The 14,693-nt window shown below is 64.7% G+C and carries 11 protein-coding genes and 3 pseudogenes; 4 read left to right on the top strand and 10 right to left on the bottom strand.

Going from position 1 to position 14,693, the window contains the following annotated elements:
- Positions 1-46: 46 nt before the first annotated feature.
- The 5 genes and pseudogenes from AC1Z3W_RS15175 to AC1Z3W_RS15155 all read right to left on the bottom strand — a co-directional run.
- Positions 47-1,120, bottom strand: a pseudogene (locus AC1Z3W_RS15175) (hybrid sensor histidine kinase/response regulator); the annotation flags it as partial.
- Between the two features lie 87 nt (positions 1,121-1,207).
- Positions 1,208-3,904, bottom strand: a pseudogene (locus AC1Z3W_RS15170) (CheR family methyltransferase); the annotation flags it as partial.
- Between the two features lie 21 nt (positions 3,905-3,925).
- A pseudogene (locus AC1Z3W_RS15165) lies at positions 3,926-4,990 on the bottom strand (IS630 family transposase); the annotation flags it as partial.
- Positions 4,991-5,019: 29 nt separating this feature from the next.
- The gene (locus AC1Z3W_RS15160; RefSeq protein WP_483507895.1) at positions 5,020-5,355 is read right to left on the bottom strand and encodes a chemotaxis protein CheB; all 336 of its coding nucleotides are present in this window, start codon (positions 5,353-5,355) and stop codon (positions 5,020-5,022) included.
- A gap of 530 nt (positions 5,356-5,885) precedes the next feature.
- Positions 5,886-6,788 carry a LysR family transcriptional regulator gene (locus AC1Z3W_RS15155; RefSeq protein WP_057927632.1) on the bottom strand — a complete coding sequence of 301 codons (903 nt, stop codon included), beginning with the start codon at positions 6,786-6,788 and terminating at the stop codon, positions 5,886-5,888.
- A gap of 177 nt (positions 6,789-6,965) precedes the next feature.
- Between AC1Z3W_RS15155 and AC1Z3W_RS15150 the strand changes: the two genes are divergently transcribed.
- Positions 6,966-8,282: an aminotransferase class I/II-fold pyridoxal phosphate-dependent enzyme gene (locus AC1Z3W_RS15150; RefSeq protein ID WP_483507894.1), complete on the top strand. Its 1,317-nt coding sequence runs from the start codon at positions 6,966-6,968 to the stop codon at positions 8,280-8,282.
- A gap of 141 nt (positions 8,283-8,423) precedes the next feature.
- Complete coding sequence (locus tag AC1Z3W_RS15145; RefSeq protein ID WP_175826589.1) at positions 8,424-9,569, top strand: branched-chain amino acid ABC transporter substrate-binding protein; 1,146 nt, start codon at positions 8,424-8,426, stop codon at positions 9,567-9,569.
- A gap of 42 nt (positions 9,570-9,611) precedes the next feature.
- Here the strand turns inward: AC1Z3W_RS15145 and AC1Z3W_RS15140 are convergent, their stop codons facing one another.
- The 5 genes from AC1Z3W_RS15140 to AC1Z3W_RS15120 form a co-directional block, all read right to left on the bottom strand.
- Complete coding sequence (locus AC1Z3W_RS15140; RefSeq protein WP_057927629.1) at positions 9,612-10,304, bottom strand: YoaK family protein; 693 nt, start codon at positions 10,302-10,304, stop codon at positions 9,612-9,614.
- Between the two features lie 232 nt (positions 10,305-10,536).
- Positions 10,537-10,983 carry a DoxX family protein gene (locus tag AC1Z3W_RS15135; protein ID WP_483507893.1) on the bottom strand — a complete coding sequence of 149 codons (447 nt, stop codon included), beginning with the start codon at positions 10,981-10,983 and terminating at the stop codon, positions 10,537-10,539.
- Between the two features lies 1 nt (position 10,984).
- Entirely contained in the window at positions 10,985-12,874 is a 1,890-nt protein-coding gene (locus AC1Z3W_RS15130; protein WP_483507892.1) for an amidohydrolase, read from the bottom strand.
- Positions 12,875-12,898: 24 nt separating this feature from the next.
- The gene (locus tag AC1Z3W_RS15125) at positions 12,899-13,066 is read right to left on the bottom strand and encodes a DUF1427 family protein (protein ID WP_057924229.1); all 168 of its coding nucleotides are present in this window, start codon (positions 13,064-13,066) and stop codon (positions 12,899-12,901) included.
- Between the two features lie 165 nt (positions 13,067-13,231).
- On the bottom strand, positions 13,232-13,918 hold the full coding sequence (locus AC1Z3W_RS15120) for a hydrolase (protein ID WP_175827177.1): 687 nt from the start codon (positions 13,916-13,918) through the stop codon (positions 13,232-13,234).
- On the opposite strand from AC1Z3W_RS15120, the gene AC1Z3W_RS15115 reads away from it, so the two are divergent.
- Together AC1Z3W_RS15115 and AC1Z3W_RS15110 are read left to right on the top strand one after the other, a co-directional pair.
- Positions 13,917-14,075: a hypothetical protein gene (locus AC1Z3W_RS15115; protein WP_160327427.1), complete on the top strand. Its 159-nt coding sequence runs from the start codon at positions 13,917-13,919 to the stop codon at positions 14,073-14,075. The two genes, AC1Z3W_RS15120 and AC1Z3W_RS15115, sit on opposite strands and share 2 nt — an antisense overlap.
- A gap of 156 nt (positions 14,076-14,231) precedes the next feature.
- Positions 14,232-14,513 (top strand): XapX domain-containing protein, encoded by a 282-nt coding sequence (locus AC1Z3W_RS15110; RefSeq protein ID WP_057924228.1) that lies wholly within the window; start codon positions 14,232-14,234, stop codon positions 14,511-14,513.
- Positions 14,514-14,693: the final 180 nt, after the last annotated feature.

Genomic DNA, 14,693 nt, shown 5'->3' with positions numbered 1-14,693 from the left:
TCGACCGCCCGCCGCAAACCGTCTTCGCGCGCGTGGCTTCACGCGGTCATCGAGCGCCGGTCAGAGCCGCGAGCAGCATCGCGAAATCCAGCGGCTTGGCAAGATGCGCGTCGAATCCAGCCGCCACCGCCGCCTGGACATCGTCCTGGCGATTACGGCCGGTCAACGCAACTGCCCGTACGTTAGACCATCGGGAATCGGCCTTGATCCGGCGAAGCAGTTCATAACCGTCCATGTCGGGCAGTCCGATGTCGGACACGATGGCATCGACCGGCGCTTTCTCCAGCATCTCGAGCGCCGCGGTACCGGCTTCCGCGGCACTGACCACCGCGCCCCCCAGTTCCAGCAGCGTTCTCAGCGACATCGCCGTCTCCTGGTCGTCCTCGACGAGCAGCACGCGCAGGCCGGCGATACGCGTCTCCTCGACATCACTGCCGGCCGCCACCGCGCGCTCGTCCGTCGCGGCCGGCAGCCATACCGTCATCGTGGTCCCCGTCCCCGGACCATCGGACGCCGCGGAAATCCGGCCGCCGTGCATTTCAACGAGCTGTCGCACGAGCGCGAGCCCGATGCCGAGCCCGCCGCGGGTTCGGTCGCGAGGCGCCTGCCGGAACATGTCGAAGACGTGCGGGAGCGTGTCGCGATCGATCCCCTGGCCGTTATCCACGACATCGACCCGCAGCATCCTCCCTTCGTGGGCCAGACGCAGCACGATCTGCCCATGCGCCGGAGTGAACTTGAGCGCATTGGACATCAGGTTCCAGAAAATCTGCTCGCATCGCACCGGGTCGGCAAGCGCGATGGCCGGTTGCACCGGCAACTCCGTCTTGAGGTCCAGCCCACGCGCGTGCACATCGACCTCGCACGTGTCCGCAATGCCTCGCAATACGGCGGTCAGGTCGACTCGCGACAGGCTGAGCGCCAGCTTTCCGGTCTGCATGCGCGACAGATCGAGCAGATCGTCGATGATCTGCGCCTGCGCGCGCACCGCCTGCCGAATCGAATCGGCCGCTTCGCGCACGGCGGGGATGTCGCGCGTTTCCGGCAGGCGCGGCAGCATTTCCGACTTGACGCCGATCAGGTTGAGCGGATGGCGCAACTCGTGGGACAGCACGGCAATGAACTCGTCCTTCAACTGGTTCGAGCTCAACGCCTGCTCGCGCGCGGCCTGCTCGCGCGCAAGCGCTTCCCGGTTCGCATCCTCGCTCTGCTTGCGCAGCGTCAGATCGCGGACGATCTTCGCGAACCCGTTGAACGACGTATCGGAAATCGGTGTGACGACGCCGCTGCAGAAGATGCGGCGCCCGTCCTTGGTCCGGTGCCAGCGCTCGTCGTCCGCGCGTCCCTCGCGGGTCGCGACGTCGCGCTCGCGCGCCGGCACGAGCGCCTGTCGATCGTTCGGCTCGTAAAGCAGTTCCACGTCCTGGCCGATCATCTCTTCTTCCGTATAGCCGAAGATGCGTTCGGCGCCGGCGTTCCAGCTCACGATCGATCCCTGGCTGTCCTGGATGATGATCGCGTAGTCCTTGGTCGATTGCGCGACCAGCCGCAGGCGCTGCTCGCCTGCCCGGGCCGCCTCTTCCGCGTGGTGCCGGTCCGTGATGTCGATGAGCGTGATCACGGCGCCATCGATGTGATCGTCCGCGGTGCGATAGGGCAGCAAGCGCATCAGGTACCACCGGCCGGCCTCGCTCTCGATCTCGCGCTCGATCAGCCGGAGCGACTTGAACGACTCCCGGACATCGTCCGCGAGCGTCGGATACCGCAACGCGTGGGTAATGTGAAACAGCGACCGGCCCAGATCCGTATCGATCAGGTTGAAGATCGCCGTGGCGTTCGGCGTGAACCGCTTGACCCTGATTTCCTTGTCGACGAATACGGTCGCGATTTCGCTCGACGCGATGATGTTGTGGAGGTCGTCGTTCGCCTTGGCCGTGTCTTCGATTCTCGCCTGCATCTCGGCATTGGCCGTGGTCAGTTCCTCGTTGACCGATTGCAGTTCTTCCTTGCTGCTTTCCAGCTCCTCGCTCGTGGAGCGCAATTCCTCGTTGATCGCCTGCAGTTCCTCGTTCGACGCCTTCAGCTCTTCGACCGAGGTCTCGTACTGCTCGATGATCGTCGCCAGTTGCTCGCGGCTGTGCTGCAGTTCCTGTTCGAGCTGCGCGAGCACCGGGTCCTGTCCGCTCGCCTCCGCCTGATCCTCTTCGGTCATGCTGCCTGCAACTTCGTCGAATACGATGAGCAGGAACTCCGAACTGGCGACCTTGTCGTGAAACGGCCTGACGGTCATGTTGATCCACGAGACGCTCGCATCGTGCGTCCACTTGACCCGGCGCGCCTCGACGCTCGTCCCCGTTTGCAGCGCACGGAAAATCGCCGTGCGCAAATCGAGCCGCAGGTCCGGCAGCACCAGCGTCATGATGTTGCTGGACAGCTCCCCGCCGACATGCCGCAGGAACCGGCCGGCGTTATCCGACAGATGCACCACGTTCGAATCCTTGTCGATGATGACGCTCGGCGGCGAATACGTTTCCAGCGCGCGCTGGTGGAGCTCCGAATAGGAGAAATTGCGCTGGGCAGGACTGGCCGGCACCCGCAACGGAGGTTGAGGCGCGGTCCGCTCGTCCGGGGAACCGGATTCGATCTGGAACAGCGGCGGGAAACCCGCGGCCGGTTTCGCACGATGCGTGACGACGCGCGCCTGGTAGATCCTGCGTTTCTTGTCCACGACGGTAAACAGATCGTCGGCCGCGTCGGCCGATTCGGCCGTGCCGAGGAACAGGTAGCCGTTCGGGCGCAAGGCGAAATGAAACAGCTCCAGGATCTGGCGCTGCACCGCGCGCTCCAGGTAAATCAGCACGTTGCGGCACGAGATCAGGTCGAGATGCGAGAACGGCGGATCACGCAGCAGGCTATGCGCCGCGAACAGAATGCGCTCGCGCACCGCCTTCGCGATCACGTAGTGCGCACCATCGCGGGTGAAGTACCGCTGCAGCAGCGGAGCGGGCATGTCGGCCGCTATCGAGAGCGGATAGGAGCCCGTGCGTGCGCGGACGATCGCCGCTTCGTCGATATCGGTCGCGAACACCTGGATCGCCTGGCTCGACATCGCCGCCTCGCGTGCCCGCGCCAGCAACAGCGAGATCGAGTATGCCTCTTCCCCGGTCGCGCATCCGGCCACCCAGACACGCACCTGCTCCTCGCCGGATTCCGGCGCGAACAGGGACGCGATCACCTCACGCTCGAGGAAATCGAAGGCCTCGCGGTCGCGGAAAAACTGCGTCACGCCGATCAGCATGTCCGCCAGCAGCGCGTTCGCCTCGTCCGGCGCGGTACGCAGAAAATCGCGGTATGAGAGGAGGTCGCGCTGGCCGTTCACCTGCATCCGCCGCTCGATGCGCCGAAGCACGGTCGCCCGCTTGTACAGCCTGAAATCGTGGCCCGTCCGTACCCGCAGGTGCATCAGGATGTCGGACAGTGCGCGTTCCGGATCGTTGGCGCCCGGCCGATCGATGTTCAGGTCCGTTTGCGCAAGCTCGAGGCTCTGACGCTCGATCCGTCGCGCATTCGCCCAGAGGTCGAGCAACCGTTGCGGCATTTCCACCGCCGGCAGCACGATATCGACGTGCGTCGTCGCAATCGCATGCTGCGGCATCTCCGCATACTCGGCATCGTCCGGCGTCTGGGCGAGCGTGATGCCGCCCGCCTCCTTGACGCGGCTCAAGCCGGCAGCGCCGTCCGAACCGGTGCCGGACAACACGATGGCGATCGCCCGCGCGTCATGCGCGTCCGCCAGCGTCCGGAAAAAGTGGTCGATCGTGAGTGCCGCGCCTTCGGACCGGTCGCGGTCGCTACAGCGCAGGCAGCCATCGGACATCTCGAGTTGCGTGCCCGGCGCGATCACGTAGTGTAGTGTTTCATTTTGTTTGGAACTTAAGCGGCTGTTAGCGCGGATGACCTTCTGCAGGATGTCGCGCGCGCTCTTGGTCCAGATGAACGGCTTGGGATCGGTGTTGTGGTGAGCGACGTATTCATCGATGGCCGTCACGAGTTCGGGCACGCTGGTGAACACGCCGCGGCGCAGTCGCTCAGTGCTCAGATCGCGGAAGAAGCGCTCGACCATGTTCAGCCAGGAGGCCGACGTCGGCGTGAAGTGCATGTTGAAACGCGGATGCTTGGCCAGCCACTGCTGGACGGCCGGGTGCTTGTGCGTCGCGTAGTTGTCGGCAATCAGGTGCAGCGTCTTGTCCTTGGGCGTCTCACGATCGATCTTGCGCAGGAACTTCAGCCATTCGGCGTGAGTGTGCCGCTGCTGGCACTGACCGATGACTTGGCCGTCGAGCACGCTCAGGGCAGCGAACAGTGTGGTCGTGCCATGACGCTTGTAATCGTGCGTCATCGTCTGTGCGCGACCCTTCTTCAATGGCAGGCCCGGCTGCGTGCGGTCCAGCGCCTGCACCTGGCTCTTCTCGTCGCAGCACAGCACCAGCGCATGCTCGGGTGGGGACATGTACAAGCCCACGATGTCCTCAAGCTTCTCGACAAACTTCGGGTCACGCGAGACCTTAAAGCCGCGCACGACGTGAGGCTTCAAGCCGTGGGCCTGCCAGTGCCGCATGACCGTGCTGGCGCTCACGCCCAATTCGGCAGCCATCTTGCGCGTACTCCAGTGCGTCGCCGCTTTCGGTTGCGTCTGCGTGGTCAACTCCACCAGCTTTTGCACGTCCACCTTGACCGCCGGCGCCCCGCGGGGCAAGTCGCGTTCGATGCCTGCCAGACCAGACTCAAGATAGCGCTCCCGCCAGCGCGCGACCTGCACGCGCCCAATGCCCAACTGCTTGGCGATGTCCTTGTTCTGCTTGCCCTGTGCGGCCAGCAGCACGATCTGGGCGCGCTGCGACACACGCACGCTCGTCAGCTTGGAACGCACCAGCTTGGTCAGCTCGGCTTCCTGCTCCTCACTCAGTACTACGTCCGGGGCCACTCGCAATTACTCGCTCCGATGCAAACCAACATAGCTCATTGGAGCGATGGCTGGCATTTAAGTTCTACAGAGAGTCGAACACTACAGTAGATATGGTTTTTTTCGACCGGCATCGTGGCCGTCACCTGATGCACCGGCATGCCCGTCGTGCGCTGCAGGACGCTGTCCAAGTGGCTGACCTGTTCCGGCGCAAGATGCATGACGACGACGAACGCCATGTCCATGCCGGTCGGCGCACTCTCGAAGAAAGTCTGCAGGGCCGTCGTACCACCGGCGGATGCACCGATGCCCACAACCGGAAACCGCAAATCGCTCTTCAACGCGGTGGACGAGGACTGCCCCTCCTGATGCGCGGGCTCTTGCCGTGCCATTGATTATCTCCTGATGGTGTGACGGAACGTCTGCCGCGGGACGTCGTACGTCGTGCGCCGAACGGTGGCGCTTCGCATGATCCGATGCAGGCAGGTCCGCAATGGGACGACCCTGTTCGTGGTCGTGCAGTGTATACGGATGGGGCAGCATCGAGGGCGGGGTCGGAGCCTGTTTCGTTCAGGCGCCGCCTGCATGGTGGTGCAGGCGCCGGATTCCGCTTGCGATACGCTTTCGACAGCCGTGCGCATTGTACGCGGCCGGCATGTAAGGAATGGACCCTCCGACTCCCGGCACGCATCGCCTCCCTCCTCCGCGCGACGCCGCATCGGCCGCCCCCGGTCCGGCCGCCTCGCGGCGACTCGGTCGCGCGGCCCCGGGCCATGATCACCCTTCATTTATAGCGGAAAGTTGCGCGCCGAAAACATCGGGACCGGACCGGGCGGTGTCGGCATGCGGGGCGGGCAGGATTCCGTTTCCTCATGGCCGAACCGATGCGAACACCCAATGCGGTTTGCGCCCGGGCCCGGTACTAGCCGAGCAGGCTCGATGCCGTCCGGACGATCTCCTCGACGAATACGTTGATCGCAGGATGATTGCGCTCGCCGCGACGATAGGCGACGTAGATCTTGCGGCGCACTTCCGGTTTCAGCTTGACCCATGCGACGCCGGCCAGCGGCCGCGCTCGCCTGAGACCGGGCACGATCGACACCGAGCATCCGGCAGCCACCATCGCGCCGACCATCTCGAAGCCGCGGCACTTGGCGTTGATCAGCGGCTCGTACCCGGCACGACGGCACAAGCCGGCGATGAAGTCGCCGAATACGCTCGACGTCGAATCGATTGCCCAGGCTTCATGCCTCAGGTCGGCTACGCTCAGCGACGGCCGTCTGCTCAACGCATGATCGACCGCGAGCGCCACGTACAGCACATCCTCGGTCAACTGCACGACACCGACGTTCTCCTGCTTGTCGCCCCCGACAATGGAGAGATCGTCGATCAGCGCGATATCCGCGCGCCAGGACCGCAGCGCCGCGAGCCCGTCGATCGGCTCCATCTCTTCAAGGATGATCTCGAGGCGTGGAAAGACCCGCTGCAAGGCCTTGACCGTGTCGGGCAGCACCGCCGATGCGATCGACGGAAAGGCGGCAACGCGCAACTCGCCGGCGATCTCTCGTCGCAGCACCGCCAGCTCCGAGCGAGCCTCGTCCAGGACGACCATGACCCGCTCCGCGTATCCCACCAGCGCGTGGCCTGCCGGAGTGAGCCGCACGCCCCTGCCGATGCGTTCCGTGAGCTTGACGCCGGCCTCCTCCTCGAGCTGCGTGATTTGCTGCGAGACAGCCGATGGCGTCAGGAACAGCGCTTCCGCGGCGGCGGCCATCGTGCCGCACCGCGCCAGCTCCAGCAGCGCCCGAAGACGTCCGATTTCCATGGCATTCATCCCAGGGGAAAAACCAGACCATTCACCAGAATGGCTAATGTATTACGTCAAAAATGATAAATATACGTGAGCATATTCGCCGCCTACGATGATTTCCGAAAGACACCGGATCAACCCCGAGGACCGCTCTCCCGCGCTCGCGCGGCCCCCAGTGATAAGGAAATCGTCATGTTGGAAGCCCGCCCATGGGTCCCCAGGGATCCCGAAAACTACATCCAGTCGCTGGTCAGACGCTTTGCCAGCCAGGCCCCGGATCAGAACGAGCGCGATCTGCTCGCCTTCGTCGAAGAAAATCGCGTGATACACGAGCGCGACTGCTTCAACCTCAACCCGGCCACCAATGCCATCAACCCGAAGGCCGAAGCGCTGCTGGCTGCCGGCGTCGGTTCGCGGCCGTCCCTCGGCTACCCTGGCGACAAGTACGAAATGGGACTGGAGGGCGTCGAGAAAATCGAGGTCCTGTGTGCCGAGCTGGTGGCGCAGGTCTTCGGCGCGCGCTATGCGGAGATTCGAGTCGCCTCCGGTGCACTGGCGAACCTTTACGCATACATGACCGTGGCCAGGCCGGGCGACACCGTGTTCGTGCCGTCCGCGACGGTTGGCGGCCACTTCAGCCACCACGCCAACGGCGCCGCCGGGATGTATGGCGTCAAGCCCTACCTGATGGCATTCGACGCCGATCGCTACACGGTCGATCTGAACGCACTGCGCGAGGACGCGCTGCGCCTGCGCCCCCGCGTCATCACCCTCGGCCAGAGCCTCAACCTGTTCCCGCACCCGATCAAGGAGGTGCGCGCCATCGCGGACGAGGTCGATGCAGTGGTGCTCTATGATGCCGCGCACCTGTGCGGCGTGATCGCCGGCCATGCCTGGCAACAGCCGCTTGCCGAAGGCGCGCATCTGATGACGATGAGCACGTACAAGAGCCTGGCCGGCGCGGCCGGCGGGTTGATCGTGACCAACGACGCTGCGCTGGCGGAGAAGCTCGACGCCATTGCCTATCCGGGCATGACGGCCAACTTCGATGCGGCCAAGTCGGCGTCGATCGCGATGACGATGCTCGATTGGCAGGCATGCGGCCGGCCTTACGCGGCAGAGATGGTCGACACGGCCAGGGCACTGGCCGACGCGCTGGTCGAACTGGACTTGCCGGTGTTCGCACGGAACCGCGGCATCACGACGTCGCACCAGTTCGCGATCGAAGCGCATCGATTCGATGGCGGCCAGGCGATGGCCAGGCGACTCAGGCGGGCCAACATTCTCGCGTGCGGCATCGGGCTGCCGCTCCCCGAGATCCAGGGCGATGTCAACGGCCTGCGGATGGGGACGCCGGAGCTCGTTCGCTGGGGCATGACCGCTCGCGACATGCCGCAACTCGCGGCGTTCATCGCCGACGTCCTGCTGGGCCGCAAGGCGCCCGAGGACGTGGCGCCCGCCGTCAGCGAGTATCGCCGGCAATTTTCTGCCCTGCACTATTTGCGTTGACGATCGCGAGGCGATACATGGCCCAGGGTCGGCGCGATGCGCCGCCCGATTCGGTCCGGCATTCGCGGCATGCACCCCATTCGATTTGGATACCGAAACACAAGGCAGCTTGACGACACATATCGTGACTGGAGAACGGAAATGAAACGCTTGAAATCGGTCATCGCGATCGGCAGTGCCTCCATCGCGCTCGCTTCGGGCGCCGCCAATGCGCAGGAAGATGTTGTAAAACTGGGTTTTGCCGGACCATTGACGGGCCAGAACGCGAATCTGGGCAAGGACGTCGAGCGCGGCGCACGGATGGCCGCCGACGACCTGAATGCGAATCCGCCAGTTATTGGCGGCAGGAAGGTCCGGATCGAATTGCAGGTCGAGGACGACGCGGGCGATCCAAGACAGGCAACCCAGGTCGCCCAGCGCCTGGTCGACGCGGGGGTCAAGGGCGTCGTCGGTCATTTCAACTCGGGGGCGACGATCCCGGCCTCGAAGATCTACTACGACGCCCGCATCCCGGAGATATCGCAATCATCCACCAACCCGAAGTACACGCAGCAAGGCTTCGACACCGCCTTTCGTCTCGTCGCCAACGACGGCCAACTCGGCTCGGTGCTCGGCAAATATGCGGTGCAGAAATGGAATGCCCGATCCGTGGCGGTCATCGACGATCGAACCGCGTATGGACAAGGTATCGCCGACGAATTCCTGAAGTCGGCAACGTCCGCCGGTGCGAAACTTGTATCTCGCCAATACACCACCGACAAGGCAACCGACTTTCGTGGCGTGCTGACCGCCATGAAAGGCGAAAATCCCGATGTTGTCTTCTACGGCGGAATGGATGCCCAGGGCGGCCCGATGATCAAGCAGATGCAGCAGCTCGGGATGGCCTCGAAGTTCATGGGCGGCGATGGCATCTGTACCGGCGAACTACCCGATCTCGCGGGTGCGGCGCTCAACGGCAGACAGGTCATTTGCGCAGAAGCCGGCGGCATCACGCCTGAATACGCGCCGGGGATGGAGAACTTCAGGAAGCGCTTCAAGCAGAAATATGGTCAGGACGTGGTGATCTACGCGCCGTATGCGTATGACGCGATCATGATTCTCGTCGACGCGATGAAGCGAGCCGGCTCGTCCGACCCGGCGAAGTACCTTCCGTATCTGAAGAAGACCGACTACAAGGGCGTCATCGGTGAAACACGCTTTGACGCGAAGGGCGATCTGCAAAACGCCACGCTGACGCTCTATACGTTCAAGGACGGGAAACGCGAAAGCCTGGGCGTCCAGCATTGAGATCGGGACACCGCGTGCATGGCGCTCGCGGTGTCCGCCATCTCAGCTCCGTGCGGCAGGCGCCGTGTCCTGCGCGCCCGACGTCAATGCCAGCACCGCGAGCGCGCCGGCCGGCGCGAGCAGCGCCCAGAATCCGACGTAGCGGAAGCCGATCGCGCCGGCCATTGCGCCGAGCGCGAACGCGACGATCGCCGGCAGCATCTTGCCGAACCGCGCGCGCGCGGCCACGCGCGCGCTGTCGGCCGTACCGGCGGACAACAGGTCGACGGCATCGAGAATCGCCTGCGTGACGTTGCCCGTCATCACCGTGTTCGGCACGCCGGCACGTGCGATGACGCGCGGATGCGCGTTCTGCACGCCCATCGCGAACGTGCCGACGATGCCGGCCACCAGCACCGGCAGGCTGTCGGACTGCGTGATGGGCGTCGCCCACACGCCGGCCGCACAGAAGCCGAGCAGCAGCACGGCCTGCACCGTATGCAGCGCACGCGTGCCCTGCCATGCCGGCCGCGCGGACAGCGACCGCGCGATCAGGCTCGCCGCGACCACGCCGCACACGAATGCGGGAAACACGCTCAGCTTCAGCAGGATGCCCTGCCCGAATCCGGCAACGCCCGCGCCGATCAGCACGAAGTTGCCGGTCACGTGGGCGGTGAACAAGCCGAACAGCGAGACGAAGCTCAGCGTATCGACGAATCCGGCGACCGCGGAAAGAATGGTGTCTTCAGATTTCAATTCGTCACGTGTGTGTAGAGGTTGGGCGATGCGGCGCCCGGGAACTGCACGCGTGCCGCATCGCGTTCGCGGCAAGTCGACGGCGGCGCGACCACGGTCGCGCCGGCTGCCAGGGGCCGCGACTTGCTGCCGCGGACGTCGCAACGAAACCGCCCGCCATCGTCTCGACACGCGCTGCCGCACGGCCTTCCGTCAGGCTGCATTCCGTTGGTTTCGACGCCCGATCCGGCGCTCAGGTACTGCCGTCGCCCTCCCCGCGTTGAGTATCGCCGACGATGGTGACAAGGACGAGCGCCGCAATCAAGCCCAGGTGTTCGAAAAAGCCGTTGAGCGCCATGAAACGGGCAACGCCCGTCTGGTTCCAGAAGTCGTTCGCCACCACCATCGCGACGAGCGTCAGCATGCCGAGGCTGCCGGCGCCGAGCCACGTGAAGCGGCGAAACAGCACGCACAGCGAGCCGCCGATCTCGACCACAACCGCCAGCGCAGCCCACAGCGCGGCCGGTTGCAGGCCGAAATGCGCCTGCTCCGCGACCGCATCGCCGAAGTGCATCGCCTTGTTGACGCCGCCTATGAGGAAAGCGGAAACGAGCGCGAGTCGCACCAGCGATCCGACCCATGCCGGAGAAAGAAGCGCGCGGATCCACCCGGGGCTGCGCCGGCCAGTTGCGATCGTCATGTCAGACCGCCCAGCACGAACAACCGAACGCGCCCCAGAAGCCCTTCGCGTCCGACGTCGGCAACGTGCGGCTCCATGCGCTGGCATGCGCATGGCCGTGCATCCCGCACGCACTCGCGCAGCCGCACATCGCCGCAGCCGCCGCCCGTTGCAGCGGCGCGCCGTCGCGCTGCGTCGCCCCCCAGCCGCCATAGCCGCCGTACGCGCGCACCGGCGACCAGTCCGGCATCGCGGGCGGAATCGGCGCGTCGTGCGACGCGAACGGCCCGGCGCCCCACACGATCCGGCCGCCCACCACCGTCAGCAACGCCGTCGTATCGGCGATATCGTCCTCCGCGCACGTGAAGAAATCGCGATCCGGGACCATCAGGTCGGCCAGCTGCCCGACCGCGATGCGCCCTTTCCTGCCCTCTTCGTTCGAGAACCACGTCACGTACTCGGTCCACATCCGCAGCGCGGTTTCGCGATCGAGCAGGTTGCGCTGCGGATACAGGCGCATTCCGCCAACCGTCTTGCCCGCCACGAGCCACGCGAGCGACACCCACGGGTTGTACGACGCCACGCGTGTCGCGTCGGTGCCGGCCGACACCTTGAGCCCCTTGGCGAGCATCTTCGCGACGGGCGGCGTCGCTTCGGCCGCCTGCGCACCGTAACGCTCGACGAAGTACTCGCCCTGGTACGCCATCCGGTGCTGCACCGCAATGCCGCCGCCGAGCGCCGCGATCCGGTCCATCGATTGCTCGGAGATCGTTTCCGCGTGATCGAAGAACCAGTTCAGCCCTTCCAGCGGAATATCCTCGTTGACCTTCTCGAACACGTCGAGCGCGCGGCTGATGGTTTCGTCGTAGGTCGCGTGCATGCGCCACGGCCAGCGGTTCTGCGCGAGCACGCGCACGACGCCTTCGAGATCGTCTTCCATCTGCGCGGGCAGGTCCGGGCGCGCGACGCGGAAGTCCTCGAAATCGGCCGCCGAAAACACCAGCATCTCGCCCGCGCCGTTGTGGCGGAAATAGTCGGTGCCGTCGTGATACTTGACGCTCTTCGTCCAGTTCACGAAGTCTTCCTTCTCCGCGTTCGGCTTCTGCGTGAACAGGTTGTATGCGATGCGGATCGTCATCTCGCCCGCGTCGTGCAGCTTGCGGATCACTTCGTAATCGTCGGGGTAATTCTGCGAGCCGCCGCCCGCGTCGATCACGCCCGTCACGCCGAGCCGGTTCAGTTCGCGCATGAAGTGGCGCGTCGAGTTGTACTGATACTCGAACGGCAGTTTCGGGCCCTTCGCGAGCGTCGCGTAGAGGATCGTCGCGTTCGGGTTCGCGAGCAGCAAGCCCGTCGGGTTGCCCGCGGCATCGCGCAGGATCGTGCCGCCTGGCGGCTCGGGCGTGTCCTTCGTGTAGCCGACCACGCGCAGCGCGGCCGCGTTCAGCAGCGCGCGGTCGTACAGGTGCAGGATGAACACCGGCGTATCGGGCGCGACCGCGTTGAGTTCGTCGATCGTCGGCAGGCGCTTCTCGGCGAACTGGTGTTCGGTGAAGCCGCCGACCACGCGCACCCACTGCGGCGCCGGCGTGATCGCGACCTGCTGCTTGAGCATCTCCATCGCGACGGCGAGCGAGCGCACGCCGTCCCAGCGCAGCTCCATGTTGTAGTTCAGGCCACCGCGGATCACGTGGCAGTGGTTGTCGGTCAGGCCCGGCAGCACCGCGCGGCCGCCGAGGTCGACGACCTTGGTCGCGCGGCCCGCGAGCGGCATCACCTCCGCTTCGCTGCCGACCGCGACGAAGCGGCCCGCGGCGATCGCCACGGCTGTCGCTGTCGGGTTCGCGCGGTCGAGGGTCGTGAACCTGCCGTTGCGGAGAATCAGATCCGGTTGGGTTTCGGTTGCGGTCATGTGCATCACCTCACTTCACTTCGATCAAAAGCCGATGAGCTGCTTGAAGGCGGGGACCGCCTGCACGCCGATCAACATGCCGAGCAACCCGACCAGGGCAATCAGCGGCGGTGCGGGAGAGCGAACCTTGATTGCACTGTAGATCACGCCTATCAGCAGGCCCGCACCAAGGGAAACCAGATAAGGTTCCATACGATCAATCTCCCGAACAAGTTGGCATGCAGGCGACCGCCCCGCAAGCGCTGCGCGGGCGGCGTCCGCGGGTCGACCGCGTCACGCCGCCCGCATTGACGTATCGCCGCTGCGGCGCGCGCATGGCACGCGCCGCAGCGGCATCGATAGTCGTGACTGCCTGCGTCACTTCGCCGGCACGGGCGGGAGCGACTCGTGCGGCGTCTGCGTACGCTCGGCGGCCTTGTGAACCATCGTGTACGCATAGTCGACGCCCATCCCGTACGCGCCCGAATGCTCCTTCGCGATCGCCATCACCGCGTCATAGCTCTCGCGGCGCGCCCAGTCGCGCTGCCATTCGAGCAGAACCTGCTGCCACGTGACGGGCACGACACCCGCCTGCACCATCCGCTGCATCGCGAAATCGTGCGCGGCCTGCGTGGTGCCGCCCGATGCGTCGGCCACCATGTAGATCTCGTAGTCGCCTTCGAGCATCGCGCACAGTGCAAACGTGGTGTTGCAGACTTCCGTCCACAGACCGGATACGACCACCTTCTTGCGGCCGTTCGCGGCAAGCGCGTCGCGCACCTTCTGGTCGTCCCACGAGTTCATCGACGTGCGTTCGAGCGTCTTCTGGTTCGGGAACACGTCGAGCAGCTCGGGATAGGTATGACCCGAAAAGCCTTCGCTTTCGACCGTCGTGATCGTGGTCGGGATGTTGAATACCTTCGCGGCCTTCGCGAGGCCAACGACGTTGTTCTTCAGCGTCTGGCGATCGATCGACTGCACGCCGAACGCCATCTGCGGCTGCTGGTCGATGAAGATCAGCTGGCTGTTCTGCGGGGTAAGAACTTCAAGCTTCGGATTGCTCATGGCGGTGATGTCCTTTGACGTGGAGAAAAATAAAGCCTGCCTCGCCGGCAAGGCGGGAGTGAGGGCGCCCGATGCGCCGTGCTGGGAGGTCTTCCTGCCAACGTCCATCATTCAATACGGAAACCTGCAGCAATGCCAATTAATCGTTCTGTTTTAAAACGCCCGCAAAACAGATCCTTAAAAAAACTTAAATCAATTGAATTCTCGCGCCGCGCCCGGCGTGGCCTGATAGGCTCTTTTCCAACTTCGTCCGTTCCTCGGCCGTGATTTGTCCGCATCCTTCACACGGTTGTCATTCACTTCAATTTATCTTATGAAACCGTACATTGCCTCGATACTTGCCGGCATTCTCGCCGGCGTCGTCTACACGCTGATCGGCGTGCAATCGCCCGCTCCGCCCACCATTGCGCTGGCCGGCCTGCTGGGCATCCTTGCCGGCGAACAGATCCTGCCGGTCGCTCGCCGGATGCTCGCGGGCATCCACCTGAAGACCGCATGGAGCGAGGCGAAGTGCAGCCAGCACATGTTCGGCTCGCTGCCCGGCGCGCAGCCGTCCGGTGCCGCGACGAAGCGCCACGAATCGACGCCGACGTGACGAACCGTCATTGACTGGACAAAGCGGTTCACGGCGTTGACATGGCAGCGCGACGCCTCGCCTGTGGAATGCATCGGAATGTGCTGCGAGAGACCCGCCATCGATGGCAGGTCATGCTCCGTTGCGGACGTGCATCTTCAAGTGTGAGAATCTTCAGCCTTTAGGCGGGGAAGACGTCAA

The sequence above is a fragment of the Burkholderia sp. 10_S31 genome (assembly GCF_056930375.1).
The sequence above is the reverse complement of the archived record's forward strand: the minus strand, read 5'-3'. Positions and strand labels throughout refer to the sequence as shown.

What these genes read in the sequence shown, in the direction of transcription:
- AC1Z3W_RS15160 (WP_483507895.1), bottom strand. Translation starts at nt 5,355, where the DNA reads ATGGCACGGCAAGAGCCCGCGCATCAGGAGGGGCAGTCCTCGTCCACC.
- AC1Z3W_RS15155 (WP_057927632.1), bottom strand. Translation starts at nt 6,788, where the DNA reads ATGGAAATCGGACGTCTTCGGGCGCTGCTGGAGCTGGCGCGGTGCGGC.
- AC1Z3W_RS15150 (WP_483507894.1), top strand. Translation starts at nt 6,966, where the DNA reads ATGTTGGAAGCCCGCCCATGGGTCCCCAGGGATCCCGAAAACTACATC.
- AC1Z3W_RS15145 (WP_175826589.1), top strand. Translation starts at nt 8,424, where the DNA reads ATGAAACGCTTGAAATCGGTCATCGCGATCGGCAGTGCCTCCATCGCG.
- AC1Z3W_RS15135 (WP_483507893.1), bottom strand. Translation starts at nt 10,983, where the DNA reads ATGACGATCGCAACTGGCCGGCGCAGCCCCGGGTGGATCCGCGCGCTT.
- AC1Z3W_RS15130 (WP_483507892.1), bottom strand. Translation starts at nt 12,874, where the DNA reads ATGACCGCAACCGAAACCCAACCGGATCTGATTCTCCGCAACGGCAGG.
- AC1Z3W_RS15125 (WP_057924229.1), bottom strand. Translation starts at nt 13,066, where the DNA reads ATGGAACCTTATCTGGTTTCCCTTGGTGCGGGCCTGCTGATAGGCGTG.
- AC1Z3W_RS15115 (WP_160327427.1), top strand. Translation starts at nt 13,917, where the DNA reads ATGGCGGTGATGTCCTTTGACGTGGAGAAAAATAAAGCCTGCCTCGCC.
- AC1Z3W_RS15120 (WP_175827177.1), bottom strand. Translation starts at nt 13,918, where the DNA reads ATGAGCAATCCGAAGCTTGAAGTTCTTACCCCGCAGAACAGCCAGCTG.
- AC1Z3W_RS15110 (WP_057924228.1), top strand. Translation starts at nt 14,232, where the DNA reads ATGAAACCGTACATTGCCTCGATACTTGCCGGCATTCTCGCCGGCGTC.